At 70.5% G+C, this 21,755-nt stretch carries 17 protein-coding genes and 2 rRNA genes (1 of these 19 cut by a window edge); 14 read left to right on the top strand and 5 right to left on the bottom strand.

The genetic code is table 11. From position 1 onward, the window contains the following. From HJD23_RS33495 to HJD23_RS43125, 4 genes are all read left to right on the top strand, one after another. Positions 1-2,784, top strand: a 23S ribosomal RNA gene (locus tag HJD23_RS33495); it begins 334 nt to the left of the window's first position. A 103-nt stretch (positions 2,785-2,887) separates the two neighbouring features. Continuing rightward, positions 2,888-3,004 (top strand): 5S ribosomal RNA (gene rrf / locus HJD23_RS33500). 145 nt (positions 3,005-3,149) lie between these two features. Next, entirely contained in the window at positions 3,150-4,241 is a 1,092-nt protein-coding gene (locus HJD23_RS43120) for a hypothetical protein (protein WP_206352722.1), read from the top strand. Beyond that, complete coding sequence (locus tag HJD23_RS43125; protein ID WP_206326339.1) at positions 4,220-4,978, top strand: tetratricopeptide repeat protein; 759 nt, start codon at positions 4,220-4,222, stop codon at positions 4,976-4,978. The genes HJD23_RS43120 and HJD23_RS43125 overlap by 22 nt, the downstream gene beginning before the upstream one ends. Positions 4,979-5,060: 82 nt before the next feature. On the opposite strand, the gene HJD23_RS33510 is transcribed toward HJD23_RS43125, so the two are convergent. Next, on the bottom strand, positions 5,061-6,371 hold the full coding sequence (locus HJD23_RS33510) for a DUF1015 domain-containing protein (RefSeq protein ID WP_171111926.1): 1,311 nt from the start codon (positions 6,369-6,371) through the stop codon (positions 5,061-5,063). A gap of 82 nt (positions 6,372-6,453) precedes the next feature. Between HJD23_RS33510 and HJD23_RS33515 the strand changes: the two genes are divergently transcribed. The 4 genes from HJD23_RS33515 to HJD23_RS33530 all read left to right on the top strand — a co-directional run bounded on the left by HJD23_RS33515 (position 6,454) and on the right by HJD23_RS33530 (position 10,501). Further along, a complete protein-coding gene (locus HJD23_RS33515) occupies positions 6,454-7,482 on the top strand; it encodes an HAD hydrolase-like protein (RefSeq protein ID WP_171111928.1) in 1,029 nt (342 codons plus the stop codon). A gap of 81 nt (positions 7,483-7,563) precedes the next feature. Then, the gene (locus HJD23_RS33520) at positions 7,564-8,607 is read left to right on the top strand and encodes an iron chelate uptake ABC transporter family permease subunit (RefSeq protein ID WP_171111930.1); all 1,044 of its coding nucleotides are present in this window, start codon (positions 7,564-7,566) and stop codon (positions 8,605-8,607) included. Further along, the gene (locus HJD23_RS33525) at positions 8,604-9,650 is read left to right on the top strand and encodes an iron chelate uptake ABC transporter family permease subunit (RefSeq protein ID WP_171111932.1); all 1,047 of its coding nucleotides are present in this window, start codon (positions 8,604-8,606) and stop codon (positions 9,648-9,650) included. The genes HJD23_RS33520 and HJD23_RS33525 overlap by 4 nt, the downstream gene beginning before the upstream one ends. After that, positions 9,647-10,501, top strand: coding sequence for an ABC transporter ATP-binding protein (locus tag HJD23_RS33530; RefSeq protein ID WP_171111934.1), 855 nt, complete (start codon positions 9,647-9,649; stop codon positions 10,499-10,501). Before HJD23_RS33525 ends, HJD23_RS33530 begins: the two co-directional genes overlap by 4 nt. Here the strand turns inward: HJD23_RS33530 and HJD23_RS33535 are convergent. Next, positions 10,485-10,832 (bottom strand): sterol-binding protein, encoded by a 348-nt coding sequence (locus HJD23_RS33535; RefSeq protein WP_141311264.1) that lies wholly within the window; start codon positions 10,830-10,832, stop codon positions 10,485-10,487. The two genes, HJD23_RS33530 and HJD23_RS33535, sit on opposite strands and share 17 nt — an antisense overlap. A 42-nt stretch (positions 10,833-10,874) precedes the next feature. On the opposite strand from HJD23_RS33535, the gene HJD23_RS33540 reads away from it, so the two are divergent. The 6 genes from HJD23_RS33540 (at position 10,875) to HJD23_RS33565 (ending at position 16,479) form a co-directional block, all read left to right on the top strand. Then, a complete protein-coding gene (locus HJD23_RS33540; protein WP_171111936.1) occupies positions 10,875-11,174 on the top strand; it encodes a hypothetical protein in 300 nt (99 codons plus the stop codon). Positions 11,175-11,181: 7 nt separating this feature from the next. Next, positions 11,182-11,997: a TlyA family RNA methyltransferase gene (locus HJD23_RS33545; RefSeq protein ID WP_171111938.1), complete on the top strand. Its 816-nt coding sequence runs from the start codon at positions 11,182-11,184 to the stop codon at positions 11,995-11,997. Next, positions 11,994-12,899, top strand: a complete 906-nt coding sequence (locus HJD23_RS33550; protein WP_171111939.1) for an NAD kinase — start codon at positions 11,994-11,996, stop codon at positions 12,897-12,899. The genes HJD23_RS33545 and HJD23_RS33550 overlap by 4 nt, the downstream gene beginning before the upstream one ends. 142 nt (positions 12,900-13,041) lie before the next feature. Continuing rightward, the gene (gene recN / locus HJD23_RS33555; RefSeq protein WP_171111941.1) at positions 13,042-14,784 is read left to right on the top strand and encodes a DNA repair protein RecN; all 1,743 of its coding nucleotides are present in this window, start codon (positions 13,042-13,044) and stop codon (positions 14,782-14,784) included. Positions 14,785-14,859: 75 nt separating this feature from the next. Then, positions 14,860-15,093 (top strand): hypothetical protein, encoded by a 234-nt coding sequence (locus HJD23_RS33560; protein ID WP_346770323.1) that lies wholly within the window; start codon positions 14,860-14,862, stop codon positions 15,091-15,093. A 240-nt stretch (positions 15,094-15,333) separates the two neighbouring features. Next, the gene (locus tag HJD23_RS33565; protein ID WP_171111943.1) at positions 15,334-16,479 is read left to right on the top strand and encodes a glycosyltransferase family 4 protein; all 1,146 of its coding nucleotides are present in this window, start codon (positions 15,334-15,336) and stop codon (positions 16,477-16,479) included. A gap of 34 nt (positions 16,480-16,513) precedes the next feature. On the opposite strand, the gene HJD23_RS33570 is transcribed toward HJD23_RS33565, so the two are convergent. The 3 genes from HJD23_RS33570 to HJD23_RS33580 all read right to left on the bottom strand — a co-directional run bounded on the left by HJD23_RS33570 (position 16,514) and on the right by HJD23_RS33580 (position 21,583). Further along, on the bottom strand, positions 16,514-18,196 hold the full coding sequence (locus tag HJD23_RS33570) for a PucR family transcriptional regulator (RefSeq protein ID WP_171111945.1): 1,683 nt from the start codon (positions 18,194-18,196) through the stop codon (positions 16,514-16,516). Positions 18,197-18,317: 121 nt separating this feature from the next. Then, a complete protein-coding gene (locus HJD23_RS33575) occupies positions 18,318-19,694 on the bottom strand; it encodes an FAD-binding oxidoreductase (RefSeq protein ID WP_171111946.1) in 1,377 nt (458 codons plus the stop codon). Positions 19,695-19,780: 86 nt separating this feature from the next. Further along, complete coding sequence (locus HJD23_RS33580; RefSeq protein WP_171111948.1) at positions 19,781-21,583, bottom strand: glycoside hydrolase family 15 protein; 1,803 nt, start codon at positions 21,581-21,583, stop codon at positions 19,781-19,783. Between the last annotated feature and the right edge of the window lie 172 nt (positions 21,584-21,755).

The raw sequence follows: 21,755 nt of genomic DNA on the forward strand, positions 1-21,755 counted from the left end.
ACGGTCTGCCGGCCGTGGGACGAGTCAGAAACCGTTGATGTAGGCGAAGGACATGCGAAAGGTCCGGCGTAGAGGGTAAGACCCCCGTAGTCGAAACGTCAGCGGCTCGTTTGAGAGACACCCAAGTAGCACGGGGCCCGAGAAATCCCGTGTGAATCTGGCGGGACCACCCGCTAAGCCTAAATATTCCCTGGTGACCGATAGCGGATAGTACCGTGAGGGAATGGTGAAAAGTACCCCGGGAGGGGAGTGAAATAGTACCTGAAACCGTGTGCCTACAAGCCGTGGGAGCGTCGCATGCAAGCTTGCTTGTGTGTCGTGACTGCGTGCCTTTTGAAGAATGAGCCTGCGAGTTTGCGGTGTGTTGCGAGGTTAACCCGGGTGGGGTAGCCGTAGCGAAAGCGAGTCCGAAGAGGGCGTTTTAGTAGCACGCTCAAGACCCGAAGCGGAGTGATCTAGCCATGGGCAGGTTGAAGCGGAGGTAAGACTTCGTGGAGGACCGAACCCACCAGGGTTGAAAACCTGGGGGATGACCTGTGGTTAGGGGTGAAAGGCCAATCAAACTCCGTGATAGCTGGTTCTCCCGAAATGCATTTAGGTGCAGCGTCGTGTGTTTCTTGCCGGAGGTAGAGCACTGGATAGGCGATGGGCCCTACCGGGTTACTGACCTTAGCCAAACTCCGAATGCCGGTAAGTGAGAGCGCGGCAGTGAGACTGTGGGGGATAAGCTCCATGGTCGAGAGGGAAACAGCCCAGAGCATCGACTAAGGCCCCTAAGCGTACGCTAAGTGGGAAAGGATGTGGAGTCGCACAGACAACCAGGAGGTTGGCTTAGAAGCAGCCACCCTTGAAAGAGTGCGTAATAGCTCACTGGTCAAGTGATTCCGCGCCGACAATGTAGCGGGGCTCAAGCGTACCGCCGAAGTCGTGTCATTCATACATGAGGTCCAACGACCGTATGGATGGGTAGGGGAGCGTCGTCTGCCGGGTGAAGCAGCACCGGAAGGTAGTTGTGGACGGTTGACGAGTGAGAATGCAGGCATGAGTAGCGATACAAACGTGAGAAACGTTTGCGCCGATTGACTAAGGGTTCCTGGGTCAAGCTGATCTGCCCAGGGTAAGTCGGGACCTAAGGCGAGGCCGACAGGCGTAGTCGATGGATAACCGGTTGATATTCCGGTACCCGCTGTGAAGCGTCAAACATGAATCCAGTGATGCTAAGCCCGTGAAGCCGTCGTGTGCGTCTTCGGACAAGCACGGAGTGGTGGAGCCGGTGACCCGAGCTGGTAGTAGGTGAGTGATGGGGTGACGCAGGAAGGTAGTCCATCCCGGGCGGTGGTTGTCCCGGGGTAAGGGTGTAGGCCGTGCGATAGGTAAATCCGTCGCACTTGTGGCTGAGACCTGATGCCGAGCCGATTGTGGTGAAGTGGATGATCCTATGCTGTCGAGAAAAGCCTCTAGCGAGTTTCATGGCGGCCCGTACCCTAAACCGACTCAGGTGGTCAGGTAGAGAATACCGAGGCGTTCGGGTGAACTATGGTTAAGGAACTCGGCAAAATGCCCCCGTAACTTCGGGAGAAGGGGGCCACATCCGGTGAGAGCACTTGCTGCTTGAGCTGGGGTGGCCGCAGAGACCAGCGAGAAGCGACTGTTTACTAAAAACACAGGTCCGTGCGAAGCCGTAAGGCGATGTATACGGACTGACGCCTGCCCGGTGCTGGAACGTTAAGGGGACCGGTTAGCTCCATTTCGGTGGGGCGAAGCTGAGAACTTAAGCGCCAGTAAACGGCGGTGGTAACTATAACCATCCTAAGGTAGCGAAATTCCTTGTCGGGTAAGTTCCGACCTGCACGAATGGCGTAACGACTTCTCGACTGTCTCAACCATAGGCCCGGTGAAATTGCACTACGAGTAAAGATGCTCGTTTCGCGCAGCAGGACGGAAAGACCCCGGGACCTTTACTACAGTTTGATATTGGTGTTCGGTTCGGCTTGTGTAGGATAGCTGGGAGACTGTGAAAGCCATACGCCAGTATGGTGGGAGTCGTCGTTGAAATACCAGTCTGGTCGTGCTGGATGTCTAACCTGGGTCCGTGATCCGGATCAGGGACAGTGTCTGATGGGTAGTTTAACTGGGGCGGTTGCCTCCTAAAGGGTAACGGAGGCGCCCAAAGGTTCCCTCAGCCTGGTTGGCAATCAGGTGTTGAGTGTAAGTGCACAAGGGAGCTTGACTGTGAGACCGACGGGTCGAGCAGGGACGAAAGTCGGGACTAGTGATCCGGCGGTGGCTTGTGGAAGCGCCGTCGCTCAACGGATAAAAGGTACCCCGGGGATAACAGGCTGATCTTCCCCAAGAGTCCATATCGACGGGATGGTTTGGCACCTCGATGTCGGCTCGTCGCATCCTGGGGCTGGAGTCGGTCCCAAGGGTTGGGCTGTTCGCCCATTAAAGCGGTACGCGAGCTGGGTTTAGAACGTCGTGAGACAGTTCGGTCCCTATCCGCTGTGCGCGTAGGAGTCTTGAGAAGGGCTGTCCCTAGTACGAGAGGACCGGGACGGACGAACCTCTGGTGTGCCAGTTGTTCTGCCAAGGGCATGGCTGGTTGGCTACGTTCGGGAGGGATAACCGCTGAAAGCATCTAAGCGGGAAGCCTGCTTCGAGATGAGGACTCCCACCTCTTTAAGAGGGTAAGGCTCCCAGTAGACGACTGGGTTGATAGGCCGGATATGGAAGCACGGTAACGTGTGGAGTTGACCGGTACTAATAGGCCGAGGGCTTGTCCTCAGTTGCTCGCGTCCACTGTCAGTTCTGAGGCAACGAACAGTTGTCGGCTTTGAGCAGAACAGACAATTGAAGAGTGTGCTTGTTCGCTCGAAACCAATAGGGTTTCGGTGGTCATAGCGTGAGGGAAACGCCCGGTTACATTCCGAACCCGGAAGCTAAGCCTTACAGCGCCGATGGTACTGCAGGGGGGACCCTGTGGGAGAGTAGGACGCCGCCGAACAATCTTTGGAGGACCCCTGGTCCCAGCGTTCAGCTGGGACCAGGGGTCCTTTTGTTTTTACAATGCTTGCGGTACCAAAGACAGGAGTCACCGATGTCCACCAACTCTCCCGACGACCGACCGGAGCGCGACCAGCGGCGAGGGGATGGGGGGCAGAGCGGCGACCGTGGCGACCGCGGCGGCTTCCGACGCGACCGTGGTGACCGAAGCGACCGGGGTGACCGGGGCGGGTTCCGGCGGGACAACGACCGTGGCGGATACGGCCGTCGGGACGGCGACCGGGGCGGCGACCGCGGTGGGTACGGCCGACGTGATGATCGACGTGACGACCGTGATCACGGTCCGCGCAGGGACGACAGGGGCGGTCGACCCGGTAGTTTCCGCAGGGACGACCGAGGTGACCGCCCGGCCTTCCGCCGCGACGACCGCGGCGAGCGCGGCGAGCGTCGCGATGACCGCCGTGGTGATGACCGTGGTGGGTTCCGTCGCGATGACCGCCGTGGTGATGACCGTGGTGGGTTCCGCCGTGATGACCGCCGTGGTGATGACCGTGGTGGGTTCCGTCGCGATGACCGCCGTGGTGATGACCGTGGTGGGTTCCGTCGCGATGACCGCCGTGGTGATGACCGTGGTGGGTTCCGTCGCGATGACCGCCGTGGTGATGACCGTGGTGGGTTCCGCCGTGACGATCGGCGTGGTGATGACCGTGGTGGGTTCCGCCGTGATGACCGCCGTGACGACCGCCGTGATGACCGCCGTAGTGACGACCGTGACGGCTTCCGCCGTGATGACCGGCGCGGCGATGACCGTGGCGGCTTCCGTCGCGACGATCGCCGTGGTGATGACCGTGGTGGCTTCCGCCGCGACGACCGGCGTGATGACAGGCGTGACGACCGCCGCGATGACCGGCGTGACAGTGACCGAGGCGGATACGGCCGCCGTGACGACCGTCGGGACGATCGCCGGGATGACCGGCGTGACGACCGTGACCGTGGCTTCCGGCGGGACGATCGTGGGGACCGTGGTGGCTACGGTCGGCTTGACGACCGGGGTGAGCGTGGCGGGGGCCGGGGGCGGGACGACCGTGGACGTGGTCCCCGTCGGGACGACCGTGGCGGTCGGCCCGGTGGCTTCCGTGGGCGTGATGACCGGCGCGGCGGCGGTGGCGGTCGGTTCCGTGAGGAGCGGGAGCGGGACCGCGAGCCCATCAAGCGGCTGCCGATCCCGGAGGACGTGACCGGCGACGAGATCGACAAGGACGTACGGCAGGAGCTGCAGAGTCTGCCGAAGACGCTCGCGGAGGACGTCGCCAAGAACCTCGTCATGGTCGCGCGGCTGATCGACGAGGACCCCGAGGGAGCGTACGGCTACTCCAGGGTTGCCCTGCGGCTGGCGTCGCGCGTTGCCGCCGTACGAGAGGCGGCCGGGTTCGCGGCGTATGCGAACCAGAAGTACGCGGAGGCGCTGGCCGAGTTCCGTGCGGCGCGGCGGATGACCGGCTCCGTGGATCTGTGGCCTGTCATGGCCGACTGCGAGCGTGGGCTCGGGCGGCCGGAGAAGGCGCTGGACATGGCCGGGGCGCCCGAGGTGCAGAAGCTCGACAAGGCCGGCCAGGTGGAGATGCGGCTCGTCGCGGCCGGCGCCCGGCGTGACATGGGGCAGCTCGACGCGGCCATCGTGACGCTGCAGAGCCCGGAGCTGGCCTCCAGCTCCGTACAGCCGTGGACCGCGCGGCTGCGGTACGCGTACGCCGACGCGCTGCTCGCGGCCGGGCGGGAGCGTGAGGCGCGGGAGTGGTTCGCGAAGGCCGTGGAGGCGGACCGGGACGGCAGCACGGATGCCTCGGACCGGCTGGCCGAGCTGGACGGGGTGGAGTTCGTCGACGCCCTCGACGACAGCCAGGAGGACGACCAGGGCGACGAGGGTGAGGCCAAGGACGCCTCGGACTCCGCCGGGGACGGCGACCTGGACTGACGTGCGGGTGTGAGAGGGGGCGGGATCCCTGGTTCGGGGTCCCGCCCCCTTCGTATGAGCTCGTGTGTGCGGCGCCCGCGCGTCAGATGTTCAGCGCGCGGAGCACCAGGCCCGACGCCGGTTTGGGGCCGAACGACGTCGACTTGCGGGGCATGGTGACGCCCTGGCGGGCCAGTTCTCGTACGACGTCCTCGTGGACCGGGTGCATCAGGACCGCCGTACTGCCGTCGCGTTCCGCCTTGCGGACCGTGGCGGCCGCGTCGTGGATGTAGGCGATGTGGGCGGGGGAGTCCTCGGGGACGTGCCAGATGTGGTCGAGGAGGGTGGCGTGCAGGACCGCGGCGTCGAGGGTGCGCCAGGCCTCGGGGCGGTCGGCGGGGACCGTGCGGGTCAGCAGGTCCGGGTCGGGGCGGTCGACCAGGTGGAACGTGCCGTCGCCGGCGAGCAGGAAGGCGTTGCCCGAGGCCGCGGCTTCGGCGAGGGACGTGAGGGCCTCGGGGAGCGGTGCGTCCACGCGGCGTACGCGGAAGTGGCCCTGGAGGGCGGACAGGGCGTCGGGCACCGGCAGGCCGTGCAGGAGGCGGTGGATGGCGCGGACGCGCAGGGGATAGCGGGCGGTGTCGACCAGGAGGACCAGGCCGTAGTCCCAAGGGCTGGGGGAAGGGTTCTCGGCGCGCAGGCGGCGGTAGGTGGCCCAGCGGTGGTGGCCGTCGGCGATGAGGGCCTGATGGTGGGCGAGGTCGGACCGGACGCGGGCCAGGTCGGCGGGGTCGGTGATGGACCAGAGGCGGTGGCTGAAGCCGTCCTCGGTGGTGGTGGCGAGGAGCGGAGGCTTCTCGGCGGTTCGTTCGACGACCTCGCTCGCCGCGCCGTCGTTGCCGCGGTAGGTCAGCAGGAGGGGTTCGAGGTTCGCGGAGGTGGCGCGCATCAGATCGGCGCGGTCGGCGACGATGTGCGGCATGACGTCCTCGTGCGGCAGGACCACGCCTTCCGCCGGATCGGACACGCGCAGGGCGCCGATGATCCCGCGCTGGAGCATGCCGTTGCCGTCGCGCTGTTCGTAGACGTAGAGGCCGGGTTCGGGGTCGGCGGTCAGGACGCCCTCGGTGAGCCAGCGGTGCAGGGTGTCGGCGGCCTGGGCGTTGCGCGCGGTAGGGGTGTCGGCCTCGGGGAGGATCAGCCGGACGATGTTGTGCGGGTCTGCCGACTGCAGGTAGTGCACGCCGTCGGGGCGCACGACGACGTCGTACGGCGGGGACGTCACGGCCGCCAGGCTGCCGACCCGGTCGGGGTCGTAGCGAAGACCTCGGAACGGGGTGAGTTCAAGGCCTCGGAACGGGGTGAGTTCGAGGTCTCGGCGCGTCGTTGCTTCCGGGTGACCTGCTGTGTTCATCCCGGCATCGTACGTGTGCCGCGTGTGTCAGTGGCGTAGGGCATGATCGGGAGAAAGCAGGTGGACCGAGGAGCGGTGGGGAATGAGCCAGCAGGTCAGGACCAGGCCCGAGGGCAGCGGGCGGGCGCTGAGCGAGGCGTACGACACGGCGCTGCTCGACCTGGACGGGGTGGTGTACGCGGGCGGGGAGGCGATCGCGCACGCCGTCGACTCGCTGGGGGCCGCGCGGGCGGGCGGGATGCATCTGGCGTACGTCACGAACAACGCGCTGCGGACGCCGGATGCCGTGGCCGCGCACCTGACGGAGCTGGGGATACCGGCGGAGGCCGGTGACGTCATCACCTCGGCGCAGGCGGTCGCGCGGCTGATCGCCGAGCAGGTGCCCGCGGGGGCGCGGGTGCTGGTGGTCGGTGGCGAGGGGCTGCGGGTGGCGTTGCGGGAGCGGGGGCTCGTGCCAGTCGAGTCGGCGGATGACGATCCGGTGGCGGTCGTCCAGGGGTACGGCGGGCCGGCGTTGCCGTGGGGGCGGTTCGCCGAGGCGTGTTACGCCATCGCGCGCGGGGTGCCGTGGTTCGCGTCGAACACGGACCTGACGATCCCGAGCGCGCGCGGGATCGCGCCGGGGAACGGGGCGGCGGTGGCCGTGGTGCGGATAGCGACCGGTGCCGAACCGCAGGTGGCGGGCAAGCCGCTGCCGCCGATGCACCGGGAGACGATCCTGCGGACGGGCGCGCGGCGGCCGCTGGTCGTGGGGGACCGGCTGGACACGGACATCGAGGGCGCGTTCAACGGGGGCGTCGACTCGCTGCTCGTGCTGACCGGCGTGACCGACGGGCCGCAGCTGCTCGCCGCGCCACCGCAGCACCGGCCGACGTACGTCGACGCGGATCTGCGGGGGATGCTCACCGGGCAGCCGGAGGTCGCCGAGGCCCGTGCGGGCTTCCGGTGCGGGGGCTGGACGGCGACGGCCGGGGACGGGCGGCTGGAGCTGGACGGTGAGGGGGAGGCGCTGGACGGGTTGCGGGCACTGTGCGCGGCTGCCTGGACGTCGGCCGGGGAAGGGGTGTGTGAGCTGGACGGGGGGAAGGCGTTGGCGCGGTTGGCGTTGTAGAGGTCTGAGGGCCCGGCGTCGGGCGGGGTTTGGATCCGATCGGGATCTCGGTCCAATGCGAGGGTAGGCTAACCTAACTGCGTGTTGGTTGAGAGTCCCCCCGAACAGCGCGCGGAAGTCACCTCCGCGCCCCCAACCCGCCGGGCGATACGCGCCTTTGGGCTGCTCCTCGCCGTGCTGATCATGGTGCTGGTCGCGTTGGCGAGCATCGCTGTCGGCGCGAAGGAGCTGACGCTTGGGCAGGTTTGGCACGGTCTGTTCCAGGATTCGGGGACGTACGGCGACGTCGTGGTCGGCGAGCGGCTGTCCCGGACCCTGCTCGGTCTGCTCGCCGGTGCCGCGCTCGGTCTGTCGGGGGCCGTGTTGCAGGCGCTCACCCGCAATCCGCTGGCCGACCCCGGGCTGCTCGGCATCAACGCGGGCGCGTCCGCGGCGGTCGTCACCGCCATCACCTTCTTCGGCGTCACCAGCCTCAGCGGCTATGTGTGGTTCGCGTTCTGCGGTGCGGCCGCGGTCGGGGCGCTGGTGTGGTTCCTGGGTGGCAGCCGGGGCGCCACGCCGGTGCGGCTCGCGCTCGCGGGCACGGCGATCAGTGCCGCCCTCTACGGCTACCTCCAGGCCCTGATGATCCTGGACGAGGCGGCGCTGGACCGGATGCGCTTCTGGACGGTCGGTTCGCTGAGCGCGGCGACCGACGACACCATCACGCAGGTGCTGCCGTTCCTGGTGGCCGGTTCCGTCCTCGCGCTCGCCCTGGCACGCCCGCTGAACGCGATGGCCATGGGCGACGACACCGCCAAGGCCCTCGGCGCCAACCTCAACCGCACCCGGGCGCTGTCCATGCTCGCCGCCACCGTGCTGTGCGGGGCGGCGACCGCCGCGTGCGGGCCGATCGTGTTCGTCGGCCTGATGGTGCCGCACGTCGTACGGTCCTTCACCGGGCCCGACCTGCGCTGGATCCTGCCGTACGCGGCCATTCTGTCGCCGGTGCTGCTGCTCGGCGCCGACGTGCTCGGCCGGATCGTCGCGCGGCCCGCGGAACTCCAGGTCGGCATCGTGACCGCGATCATCGGCGGCCCGGTCTTCATCTTTCTCGTACGACGGCGGAGGACGGCCCAGCTGTGACCACCAACCGTGCCAACCGTGCCGTACGGACGCCGGGCGGGCTGTCCGTGCGCCTGGACGTCCGGGCCCTCACCGTCGTCGTCCTGCTGCTGCTCGCCGCGCTCGCCGCGAGTGTGGTGCTGATTGGCACCGGCGACTTCCCGATCCCCGCCGCCGACGTGCTGAAGACACTGGTCGGCAACGGGGACGCCGGACAGGAGTTCATCGTCAACGAGCTGCGGTTGCCGCGGGTCCTGGTCGGGCTGCTGGTCGGCGCCTCGCTCGGGCTGGGCGGTGCGCTCTTCCAGTCCATCTCGCGCAATCCGCTGGGCAGTCCGGACGTACTCGGCCTCGGGCAGGGCGCTACGGCCGGGGCGCTCGTGGTGATCGTGCTGTTCTCCGGCAGCGCGGGCGCGGTCACGCTCGGGGCCCTGGTGGGCGGCCTGGGGACCGGGCTCGCCATCTACGCGCTGGCGTGGAAGCAGGGTGTGCACGGGTACCGGCTGGTGCTGGTCGGTATCGGTGTCTCCGCCATCGTCACCGCGGTCAACGGCTATCTGCTGACCAAGGCCGACCTCGTCGACGCGGCCCGGGCCGTCGTCTGGATGACCGGGTCGCTCAGCGGCCGTGACTGGGCGCAGGTCTGGCCGCTGCTCGCGCTGTGCGCCGTCCTCGTACCGCTCGTCCTCGCCAACGCGCGCGGGCTGCGGATGCTGGAGATGGGCGACGACGTGTCGTACTCCCTCGGGGTGCGCGTCGAACGGGTACGGATGCTGCTGCTGGTGGCCGCGGTGCTGCTGACCGCCTCCGCCACCGCTGCCGCCGGTCCCGTCAGCTTCGTGGCGCTCACCGCGCCGCAGCTGGCCCGCCGGCTGACCCGCTCGCCCGGCCCGAACCTGCTGCCCTCGCTGTGCATGGGCGCCGCCCTGCTGGTCACCGCCGACTGGGTCTCGCAGCGCGTGTTCGGCGCCGACCAGCTGCCCGTGGGCGTGGTCACCGGCGTGCTCGGTGGCCTCTACCTGCTGTGGCTGCTGGTCACCGAGCGCAGGGCGGGGCGGATATGAGCGGCCCCGCGCACCAGAACATCCAAAGGAGCACCGTGAACCGCCTGTCCGCCGAGAACGTCACCCTCGCCTACGACCAGCGCGTCATCGCCGAGCGGTTGTCGGTGGAGATCCCCGACCACTCGTTCACCGTGATCGTCGGCCCGAACGCCTGCGGCAAGTCCACGCTGCTGCGCGCGCTGTCGCGGATGCTCAAGCCTAGCCAGGGCCGGGTGCTGCTGGACGGGCAGGTCATCCAGTCGATGCCGGCGAAGAAGGTCGCCCGGACGCTCGGTCTGCTGCCCCAGTCGTCGATCGCGCCGGACGGGATCACGGTCGCCGACCTGGTGGGCCGCGGACGGTATCCGCACCAGGGGATCCTGCGGCAGTGGTCGACCGAGGACGAGCGGGTGGTGCAGCAGTCCATGGTGCAGACCGGGGTCGCCGAGCTCGCCGATCGCTATGTCGACGAGTTGTCCGGCGGTCAGCGGCAACGGGTGTGGATCGCGATGGCGCTGGCCCAGCAGACGCCGCTGCTGCTGCTGGACGAGCCGACGACGTATCTGGACATCCAGCACCAGATCGACGTGCTCGATCTGTGCGCGGAGCTGCACGAGGAGCAGGGGCGGACCCTCGTCGCCGTGCTGCACGACCTCAATCACGCCGCCCGGTACGCCACGCACCTCGTCGCGCTGCGCGGCGGCGAGGTGGTCGCCGAGGGCGCGCCGAACGACATCGTCACCGCCGAGCTGGTGGAGGAGGTCTTCGGGCTGCGCTGCCAGGTCATCGACGATCCGGAGACGGGGACGCCGCTGGTGGTGCCGGCGGCACGCAGGGCACGCGCGCGGGTGGCGGCTAAAGAAGCTTCCTGAGGCGGAACAGATCACGCAGGCCCGCCTCGAACCGGACCCGGCCCGACCCCCAGGCCTTGGCGAAGTTCAGCTCGCCGTCCACCAGCGCCACCAGGTCGTCGCCGGTCAGCGCGAGCCGGATCTGCGCCCTCTCCCGGGGCGGACCCTCAAGTGTGTCGTGCACCACGATCCGGCCCCCGGTCATCCGGCCGGCGAAGGTGACGTCCAGGTCCTTGATGTGGCAGCTCACCGAGCGGTCCAGGGCCGCCGCCTCGCGTACGTCCCCTTCGGCGCTCTGCATGTTGTCCGAGAGCTTTTCGAGTGCGGCGCGGCACTCCTCGATCGTGGCCATCGCGGTCGACCGTACCGCAGTGCTACGGGGTAGCGTCGGGGCATGAGCGACGCAGTGCCGGAAGCCGGTATCCCAGCAGCGGCGGAGGACGAGCCCGGGGCCGGGGCCGTGCCCGAGTACGACCCCGCCGCGCCCGCCCCGCTCGGCGTGCCCCGCACCCCCACCGGCAACCCCGAGGTGGACGCCCAGCTGGAGCGGCTGGCCGACGCCGACCACCTGGCCACCGACGGACACGTCGAGGTGTACGAGGATGTACATCGGGGGCTGCGCGACGCGCTCACCGCGCTCGACGCCCGCCCGGGACCTCCGGCGCCCTCACCGTCGTACGGACATAGGAGCTGAACCGAACGTGGCAGGAGTCGCACGCCGCCGTCTCGACGCGGAGCTGGTCCGCCGGAAGCTCGCGCGCTCGCGCGAACACGCCGGCCAGCTGATCGCCGCCGGCCGGGTCAGCGTCGGCAAGACGGTCGCGACCAAGCCCGCCACGCAGGTCGAGACCGCCGCGGCGATCGTCGTCGCGGCCGACGACAGCGATCCCGATTACGTCTCCCGGGGCGGCCACAAGCTCGCGGGCGCACTGGCCGTCTTCGTACCGCAGGGGCTGGTCGTCGAGGGGCGGCGGGCGCTGGACGCCGGGGCCTCCACCGGCGGCTTCACCGATGTGCTGCTGCGGGCGGGGGCCGCGCATGTCGTCGCCGTGGACGTCGGATACGGACAACTCGCCTGGACTCTGCAGAGCGATGAACGCGTCACCGTCAAGGACCGTACGAACGTACGGGAGTTGACGCTTGAAGCGATCGATGGGGAACCTGTGGATCTTGTCGTGGGGGATCTTTCCTTCATCCCGCTCGGGCTGGTCCTGCCCGCCCTCGTGCGCTGTGTACGGCCGGACGCCGACCTGGTGATGATGGTCAAGCCGCAGTTCGAGGTGGGCAAGGAACGGCTGGGCAGCGGGGGAGTGGTACGGAGTCCCCAGCTGCGGGCCGAGGCCGTGTGCAGGGTGGCCGAGCGGGCCTGGGAGCTGGGGCTCGGGGTGAAGGGCGTGACGGCCAGTCCGTTGCCCGGGCCCTCGGGGAATGTCGAGTACTTTCTGTGGCTGCGGGCCGGGGCTCCCCGACTGGACCCGGCCGACGTCGACCGTGCAGTTGCGGAGGGGCCGCGTTGACAACGAACCGAGCTCGTACTGTTTTTCTGCTCGCCCACACCGGACGGCCCGCGGCCGTGCGCAGCGCCGAGCTGGTGGTCAAGGGCCTGTTGCGGTCCGGGATCGGCGTGCGGGTGCTGGAGGCCGAGGCGCTTGATCTGCCGCTGCCGGACGAGGTGCAGCTGGTCAAGGAGGCGACTCCGCAGTGCCTCGACGGGTGCGAGCTGTTGATAGTGCTCGGCGGTGACGGGACGCTGCTGCGGGGCGCGGAGTTCGCGCGGGCGTCCGGGGTGCCGATGCTCGGCGTCAACCTCGGGCGGGTGGGGTTCCTCGCCGAGGCCGAGCGGGACGACCTGGACAAGGTCGTCGACCGGGTGGTGACGCGGGCGTACGAGGTCGAGGAGCGGATGACGGTCGATGTCGTCGTGCACAGCAACGGCGACATCGTGCACACCGACTGGGCGCTGAACGAGGCGGCGGTGCAGAAGGCCGGCGCCGAGAAGTTGCTGGAGGTCGTCCTTGAGATCGACGGGCGGCCGGTGACCGGGTTCGGGTGTGACGGGATCGTTCTGTCGACGCCTACGGGGTCTACGGCGTATGCCTTTTCCGCGGGTGGGCCTGTGGTGTGGCCCGAGGTGGAGGCGTTGTTGATGGTGCCGATCAGTGCGCATGCGTTGTTCGCGAAGCCGTTGGTGACGTCGCCCGATTCGGTGCTTGCGGTGGAGGTTTTGCCGCATATTCCGCCGGGTGTGCTGTGGTGTGACGGGCGGCGGACTGTGGAGTTGCCGCCCGGGGCGCGGGTTGAGGTGCGGCGGGGGGCTGTGCCGGTGCGGTTGGCTCGGCTGCATCATGCTTCGTTCACGGATCGGCTGGTGGCCAAGTTTGCGTTGCCTGTTTCTGGGTGGCGGGGAGCGCCGCACTAGCCATCTGTGGGGTGTGGTTTCCGAGCGTCGGCGGCAACGGGTTCGTTGTGGCTTGTCGCGCAGTTCCCCGCGCCCCTCACCCGGCGTGCACTCGCGTGGGTGACATGGGTGGCCCGCGTGCACTTCTGCTCCCGGACCTCGTATGGTCGTGTCCGTGTTGGAGGAGATGCGGATACGGTCGCTCGGAGTCATCGACGATGCCGTCGTCGAGCTGTCGCCGGGGTTCACCGCTGTCACCGGTGAGACGGGTGCGGGCAAGACCATGGTGGTCACCAGCCTGGGGCTGTTGCTGGGTGGGCGGGCGGATCCGGCGCTCGTGCGGATGGGGGCCGGCAAGGCGGTCGTGGAGGGGCGGATCACCGTGCCCGCGGACGCCTCGGTCGCCGTACGGGCCGAGGAGGCCGGCGCCGAGCTCGACGACGGGGCCCTGCTGATCAGCCGTACCGTTTCCGCCGAGGGGCGGTCCCGGGCGCATGTCGGAGGGCGGTCCGTGCCCGTGGGGGTGCTGGCCGAGCTCGCCGACGAGCTGGTGGCCGTGCACGGGCAGACCGACCAGCAGGGGCTGCTGAAGCTGTCCCGGCAGCGGCAGGCGCTCGACCGGTACGCCGGTGACGCGGTGGCCGGGCCGCTGGCCAAGTACGCCGAGGCCTACCGGCGGCTGCGGGCCGTCTCCGCCGAGCTCGAAGAGATCACCACGCGCGCGCGTGAGCGGGCTCAGGAAGCCGACATGCTGCGGTACGGGCTCGACGAGATCGCCGCCGTCGAGCCGCGGGCCGGGGAGGACGCGGAGCTCGCCGAGGAGGCCGAGCGGCTGGGGCACGCGGAGGCGCTGGCGTCCGCCGCCACGGCCGCTCATGTGGCGCTCGCGGGCAATCCGGAGGATCCCGAGGGCGTCGACGCCTCGACGCTCGTCGCGGGGGCGCATCGGGCGCTGGAGGCCGTACGGTCGCACGACCCGGCGCTGGCCGCGCTCGCCGACCGGATCGGTGAGGTCGGGATCCTGCTGGGCGATGTGGCGGGCGAGTTGGCGGGGTACGCCGACGATCTGGACGCCGATCCGCTGCGGCTGGCGGCGGTCGAGGAGCGGCGGGCCGCGCTGACCGCGCTGACCCGGAAGTACGGCGAGGACATCAACGCCGTGCTCGCCTGGGCCGAGCAGGGCGCCGCGCGACTCACCGAACTCGACGGCGACGACGAGCGGATCGGGGAGCTGACCGCCGAGCGGGACGCGCTGCGGGCCGAACTGGGCGGGCTGGCGCAGGCGCTGACGGACGCGCGGACGGAGGCGGCCGAGCGGTTCGCGGCCGCCGTGACCGCCGAGCTGGCGTCGCTCGCCATGCCGCACGCGCGCGTGTCGTTCGCCATCCGGCAGACCGAGGACCCGGAGGGCGTCGAGGTCGGCGGCCGTCCGGTGGCGTACGGGCCGTCGGGTGCCGACGAGGTCGAGCTGCTGCTGGCGCCCCACCCGGGTGCGCCGCCGCGGCCCATCGCCAAGGGCGCGTCCGGTGGTGAGCTGTCGCGCGTGATGCTGGCCGTGGAGGTCGTGTTCGCGGGGACGGATCCGGTGCCGACGTACCTCTTCGACGAGGTGGACGCCGGTGTGGGTGGCAAGGCCGCGGTGGAGATCGGGCGGCGGCTGGCCCGGCTGGCGAAGACCGCGCAGGTCGTCGTGGTGACGCACCTGCCGCAGGTGGCGGCCTTCGCCGACCGGCAGTTGCTGGTCGAGAAGACGAACGACGGGTCGGTGACGCGATCCGGCGTGAAGGTGCTGGAGGGCGAGGACCGGATCCGGGAGCTGTCCCGGATGCTGGCCGGTCAGGAGGACTCGCAGACGGCGCGGGCGCATGCGGAGGAGCTGCTGGAGACCGCTCGGGCGGACGGGTAGCAGGTCGCCGGACGGACCGTCGAGCTGTACGCCGGTCCGGCCACCGCCCTCGCCACCGCCGTCGGCGTCGGACGGGTGAGCCCGCTCGCCGGGGTCGCCCTGGTCGCCGTCGGCGCCTGCGGGGCGTACGACGACGTGGCCGGGGATCACCGGCGCGGCGATCTCGGGGAGCGCGTGATGGTCGGGGACACCGGCGCGCATGCGCTGGGTGCCGCGCTCGGGGCGGCTGTCGTCGCGGCCAACGGCGGGGCGGGCCGGTCGCGCATGGGGCCGGTGTCGTGGTCGCGGCGGTGTGCGGGGACCGGGTGAGTGGGCTTGCGAGTTCACTCGGGTGGGTGACGCCGGGCGGCGCGTTGCCCCGGCGTGCGGGAGTGTGTGATCTCCGGCGTTGCCGGAACGGCCGTACCTCCTGGCATCCTTGGGCGGGTGCGCGGAGGGCGTCGCGCGGTGCACCCCCTCCGCCGCATCCTTCTGTACGTTTCTCCGTGACCGTCGTGAACCGTCGTCACTGTCCGACGCCGAACCGCCGAACCCAGGAGCCCCGGCCACGTGACCCCCGTGAGCAGCCACTCTCCGCACGGCCAGTCGACGCTGCGCACCGTGCAGGTGCTGGGCGGAGGCAACGCCGGCAGCAGCGCGCACGTGCGCTCGCTGGCGGCGGGGCTCGTCGCGCGGGGCGTGCGGGTCACGGTGTGCGCCCCCGTCGAGGCCGATCGCATCTACGACTTCAGCGGGGCCGGCGCGGAGCACGTGCACGTGCCGCGCAGCAGCGACCCGGGGTCGGTGGCGGCGCTGCGGGCCGCCTGCACGGGCGCCGACCTGGTGCACGCGCACGGGCTGCACGCCTCGTTCCGGGCGGCGCTCGCCCTGGCCGGACGGAGCACCCCGCTGATCGTCACCTGGCACAGCCGCGCCCACGTGGAGGGGGCGCGCGCCCACTTTCTGCGTCTGCTGGAGCGCCGGGTGGTGCGGGCGGCCGCCGTGGTGCTCGGCACCACCTCCGATCTCGTCGACCGGGCGCGGAGGGCGGGCGCGCGCGACGCACGGCTCGCCGCCGTCGCCCTGCCCGGACGCCGCACGTCCGCCGAGCCCGCCGAGCCCGACGGACCCGATCTCGCGCGCCCCAAGATCCGGGCCGAACTCGGGGCCATCGGACGCCCGTTGCTGATGGCCGTCGGCTCCCTCGACCCGCAGCGCGGCTACGACGTCCTGCTCGACGCCGCCCGCGCGTGGCGTGGGCTCGATCCCATGCCGCTGGTCGCCATCGCGGGCGAGGGCCCGTTGCGCACGGCGTTGCAGCGCCGGATCGAGGAGGAGGGGCTGCCGGTGCGGCTCATCGGCCGCCGCGACGACGTGGGTGAGCTGCTCGCCGCCGCCGATCTGGCGCTGCTGCCGAGCCGGTGGGAGTCGCGGTCCGTGCTGGCCCAGGAGGCCCTGCACGCGCGCGTGCCGCTGGTCGCCACCGCCGTCGGCGGTGTGCCCGAACTCGTCGGCGACGCGGCCGAACTCGTCCCGCCCGGTGACGCGGAGGCGTTCGCCGACGCCGTCGTACGGCTGCTCGGCGATCCCGAGCGGCGGGAGCTGCTGGCGGAGCAGGGGCTGCGGCAGGCGGCGACCTGGCCGACCGAGGACGAGACGGTGGCCCAAGTGCTCAGCGTGTACGACGAGTTGACGCAGCCCCGGCCGCTGATCTGACCCGATACCGCTGATCTGACCCGATGTCGCTGATCTAGCCGGTGCCGCTGCCCTGACCGACGTGCCGACGGGCCCGCAGTGCGAGGCTCAACGCCAGCACCGTCTGCGGGTCGTCGAGGTCGGTGCCCAGCAACTCACCGATGCGGGCGAGGCGGTTGTACAGCGTCTGCCGGTTGAGGTGCAGCTCGCGGGCCGTCTCCGCCTTGCGTCCGGCGTGCGCGAGATAGGTCTCCAGGGTGGGCAGCAGCGGCGGCCTGGCCCGGCTGTCGTGGTCCCGGACCGGCCCGATCGCCCGGTCAACGAAGGCCGCCAGGTCGGGATGGTCCCGCAACCGCCACAGCAACAGGTCGATGTCGAGCCGGCGGGCGTCGTACCAGGGCCGGTCCGTGAGCCCCTGCGCGGCGGTCGCCGTCTCCGCCGCGTGCCGCAGCCCCGCAGACGCCGCCGCCCAGCCGCCCGCCACCCCGACGACCACGACCGGCGGCTGCGCCCCCGGACGCTGCATCCCGGCCCGCTCCACTCCGGCCCGCAGCGCCGCCGCGACCCGGTCGGCGACCGCCGAGCGCTCCGACTCCGAACGCAGGCCGAGCAGCACCAGGACCCGGCCCTCCACCGGCCGTACGCCGAGCAGGACCGGCACGCCCACCAAGGCCAGCTCCTCCGACACCGCACGCGCCAGCACCGCCCAGCCGCCGCCGGGAGAAAGCGCGTCGCCCAGCCGCATGACCACCGGCAGCAGCGGGCTGCCGCCCGGCTTGAAGCCCAGCACGCGCGCCTGCGCCGGGGCGTCCTCGGCGGTGATCCGGCCCTCGGCGAGGTCGGTCAGGAAGTCGCCGCGCCCGCGCGCGGCCAGCTCCTCCTCCTGGCGGGCCTGCATCAGCACCACGGCCAGGATGCCCGCGGTCCGCTCGGCGGCGATCCGGTGCACCGGCGCCAGCGGCGCGCGCACCGGCAGCAGCACCAGCCTCGCCCGCACCGAGCCCGTGCCGGGGCCTGTCCCCGTGCCCGCCCCCGTGCCCGTCCCCGGGCCGCCGCCCGGCACGTCCACCAGCACCGACCCGGCCGGCGGGGCGTCCTTGTGCTGGCCGCGCAGCCCTTCCCACACCTGGAGCGGTTCCGCCCCCTCCGGCCCGGCCCCGGCGGCGTACAGCAGCTGGCCGTCGGTGGTCTCCAGGAACACCGGGTTGCCGCTGAAGTCGGCCAGGATGCCGAGGACCTGCGGGATGCCGCCGCCGCCCAGCAGGGCTTCGGTACAGCGGCGGTGCACCTCCTCGGCGCGCTGGAGCAGCGCGTAGTGGCCGTTGACGATCTCGGTGTGGATCTCCTCGGTGACCGTCACGAACGGCACCTCGCGGTGGAGCTGGACCAGCGGGAGTCCGGCCGTGCGGGCCGTCTCGACCAGGGCAGCGGGCAGCCGGGTGAAGCGGGGGCCGAGCTCGACGACCAGGGCCGCGATGCCGCGCTCGGCCAGGGTGCGGACGAACGCGCGCTGCTCCGCCGGGCGGGTGCCGAGGCCGTACCCCGTGGTCAGCAGCAGTTCGCCGCCCTTCAGCAGCGAGGCGATGTTCGGCACCTCGCCCGCGTGCACCCAGCGCACGGTCCGCTGCAGCCGCTCCGCGCCCGCGAGCACCTCGGGGAGACCGCTGCGCAGCCCGGGCAGCTCCAGCGCCCGTTGAACGGTGATCCCGGCGCCCGTGCTGTCGAATCGGCTGTCCATGCAGCGGACGCTACCTGCGCGGACGTCTCGGTGACAGTTCCGGGTGGAGCGGTGACAGTTCCCGGTGGAACACGGAGACGATCAGGCGCCTGCCATGACGATCAGGCGCTTGCCATGCTGCCTACAGCGGCTTGATGTTGTGGTTGAAGCGGAAGACGTTGTCCGGGTCGTACCGCCGCTTCAACGTGCCCAGCCGCCACATGTTCTGCGGACCGAGGCCGGCGCGAACCCGGTCGCGTCCCTCGTCCCCGATGAAGTTGAGGTAGACGGCGCCGGTGCTCCATGGCCGGACGGCGGCGCGCATGTCCCGGACCCACTGCCGGCACCGCTCGTCGTCAGCCGGGTCCCACCACATGCCGTACGGGTGCACCGCCCAGGGGGCGTCCCGGTACGGCACCGGGAACTCGGTGGGTCCGGCGGCGACCGCGCCGCCCTGCGCGATCAGCGCGCTCTGGGTGCCGGTCGGCACGGGCACGGCCTCCGAGCGGGCGCAGAACGCGTCCACCAGGTCGTCGGGGGCGCCCGTCACGTCCTCCGCCGACCAGTAGTGCCGCATGCCGGGCGGATCGTCGATCATGCACTGCACGTCGGTGTACGGCATCGCCGAGACGATCTCCGCCTCGTGCGGCAGTGCCAGCAGCGGCTCGGTGAGCTTGCGCAGGTCCGCCTCGGCCCCCGCGTAGGTGACCAAAGTCAGGCACACCAGGGCGCCGACCAGGTGCGGCGGCACGAACTCCTCGGGCGGGCCGGTGAGGTACAGGACGGCGCCGCTCAGCTCGTCGGGGCCGGCCTCGATCATGTCGCAGAAGGTGCGCACGGCCTCGCGGCCGAACTCCGGCGTGAACAGCAGCAGCGCGACGGAGAACTCGGGCAGCTCGTGCAGCTTCAGGGTGAGGTGCGTGGCGATGCCGAAGTTCCCGCCGCCGCCGTGCAGGGCCCAGAACAGCTCCGGGTTCTCGTCGGCGTTGGCGTGCACCCGCTCGCCGGCGGCCGTGACCAGCTCGACGCCGAGCAGGTTGTCGACGGCCAGGCCGCAGCAGCGGTCCAGCCAACCGGTGCCGCCGCCGAGCACGAAGCCGCCGACGCCGGTGGTGGAGGCCCGCCCGCCGGTGGTGGCGAGGCCGTACGGCTGGGTGGCGCGGTCCAGGTGGCTCATCGTGGCGCCGCCACCGATGCGGACCGCCTCGGCGGCGGGGTCGACGGTCACGTCGTGCATCCGGCGCAGATCGACGACCAGACCGGCGTCGTTCGTCCCCATGCCCGCGACGCTGTGCCCGCCACCGCGCACCGCGATGTTGAGGTCCAGCTCCCGGGCGAACCGCACCGCCCGGACGACGTCGGCCTCGTGCGCGCACTGCGCGATCACGGCGGGCCGCCGGTCGATCATGGCGTTGAAGACGGCCCGGGCCGCATCGTAGCCCGGATCCCACGGGGCGAACACATCGCCGTCGAGATCCTCACGGAGCTCGACGAGGGCTGTGTGTGCCTTGGAGGACATGACCGCCCCCTTCCCGGGAAGGGCAGGTGCGGTTCCAGCCTAGGCGGGCCCACCCCGAACGGCCTGCTCGGCGGGCGTCGGCCCGCTCAGCCGCCGTACGCCCCGGACGCCGTCAGGCGCAGGGCCGTGTCGATCAGGGGGACGTGGCTGAAGGCCTGCGGGAAGTTGCCGACCTGGCGTTGCAGGCGCGGGTCCCACTCCTCGGCGAGCAGGCCGAGGTCGTTGCGCAGCGACAGCAGCTTCTCGAACAGCCGGCGGGCCTCGTCGACGCGGCCGATCATCGCCAGGTCGTCGGCCATCCAGAACGAGCAGGCGAGGAATGCGCCCTCGTCCCCGGGGAGGCCGTCGACGCCGGCGTCCTCGCCGGAGGTCGGGTAGCGCAGGATGAAGCCGTCCGGCGTGGACAGCTCGCGCTGGATGGCCTCGATGGTGCCGATGACCCGCTTGTCGTCCGGCGGCAGGAAGCCCATCTGCGGAATCAGCAGCAGCGAGGCGTCCAGCTCCTTCGAGCCGTAGGACTGCGTGAAGGTGTTGCGCTCCTTGTCGTAGCCCTTCTCGCACACGTCCCGGTGGATGTCGTCGCGCAGCTCCCGCCAGCGCTCCAGCGGGCCGTCCGCGTCGCCGGACTCCAGCAGCTTGATCGTGCGGTCGACGGCGACCCAGGCCATGACCTTGGAGTGCACGAAGTGGCGGCGCGGGCCGCGCACCTCCCAGATGCCCTCGTCCGGCTCCTGCCAGTGGTCCTCCAGGTAGCGGATCAGCTTGAGCTGGAGCAGCGAGGCGTAGTCGCTGCGGGCCAGGCCGGTCATGTGGGCCAGGTGCAGGGCCTCGGTGACCTCGCCGTAGACGTCGAGCTGAAGCTGGTGGGCGGCGCCGTTGCCGACGCGGACCGGCGCGGAGTCCTCGTACCCGGGCAGCCAGTCCAGCTCGGCCTCGCCCAACTCGCGCTCGCCCGCGATGCCGTACATGATCTGCAGGTTCTCCGGGTCGCCGGCGACCGCGCGCAGCAGCCACTCGCGCCAGGCGCGGGCCTCCTCGCGGTAGCCGGTGCGCAGCAGCGAGGACAGGGTGATCGCGGCGTCCCGGAGCCAGGTGTAGCGGTAGTCCCAGTTGCGCACGCCCCCGATCTCCTCGGGGAGCGAGGTCGTGGGGGCCGCCACGATGCCGCCGGTGGGCGCGTACGTCAGCGCCTTCAGCGTGATCAGCGAGCGGATCACCGCCTCGCGGTACGGGCCGTGGTACGTACAGTGCTCGACCCACTCGCGCCAGAAGTCCTCCGTCGCCTCCAGCGACTGCTCCGGCTCCGGCAGCGGCGGCGGCTGCTTGTGCGAGGGCTGCCAGGAGATGGTGAACGCGATCCGGTCGCCGGGCGCGACCGTGAAGTCCGCGTACGTGGTCAGCGCCTTGCCGTAGGTGTCGGTGGATGTGTCGAACCACACAGAGTCCGGGCCGGCGACGGCCACCGTCCGCCCCTCGTGCTTGTGCACCCACGGCACGATCCGGCCGTACGAGAAACGCATCCGCAGCGCCGACCGCATCGGCACCCGGCCCGAGACGCCCTCCACGATCCGGATCAGCTGCGGGGCCCCGTCACGCGGCGGCATGAAGTCGATCACTCGGACCGTGCCGCGCGGGGTGTCCCACTCGGATTCCAGGATCAGCGAGTCGCCGCGGTAGCCCCGGCGCGCGGCGGTCGGCGGCTCGGCGTCGGCCGCGTGCGCGGGGCCGATCCGCCAGAAACCGTGCTCCTCGGTGCCCAGCAGACCGGCGAAGATGGCATGCGAGTCGAAGCGGGGCAGGCACAGCCAGTCGACTGTGCCGTCCCGGCAGACCAGGGCAGCGGTCTGCATGTCTCCGATGAGTGCGTAGTCTTCGATGCGCCCGGCCACGTGCAACTCCAGTCGAACGGCCACGTAGCCCCATGGGGGGCTTTCGCTAGTGCGGTCAGGGGGTGGTGGTTGTAATGCGTCGTTGAGCAGTGAAGTAAAACTGTCGTGCTGCCCTGAGGCAAAACGACCGTCGTCGCTCAACGATCTGACGAGCTCGTGTTGTTCCGGTGCT

Origin of the sequence: Streptomyces sp. Z423-1 (genome assembly GCF_013009255.1) — a bacterium.
Classification (GTDB): Bacteria; Actinomycetota; Actinomycetes; order Streptomycetales; family Streptomycetaceae; genus Streptomyces; species Streptomyces gossypiisoli.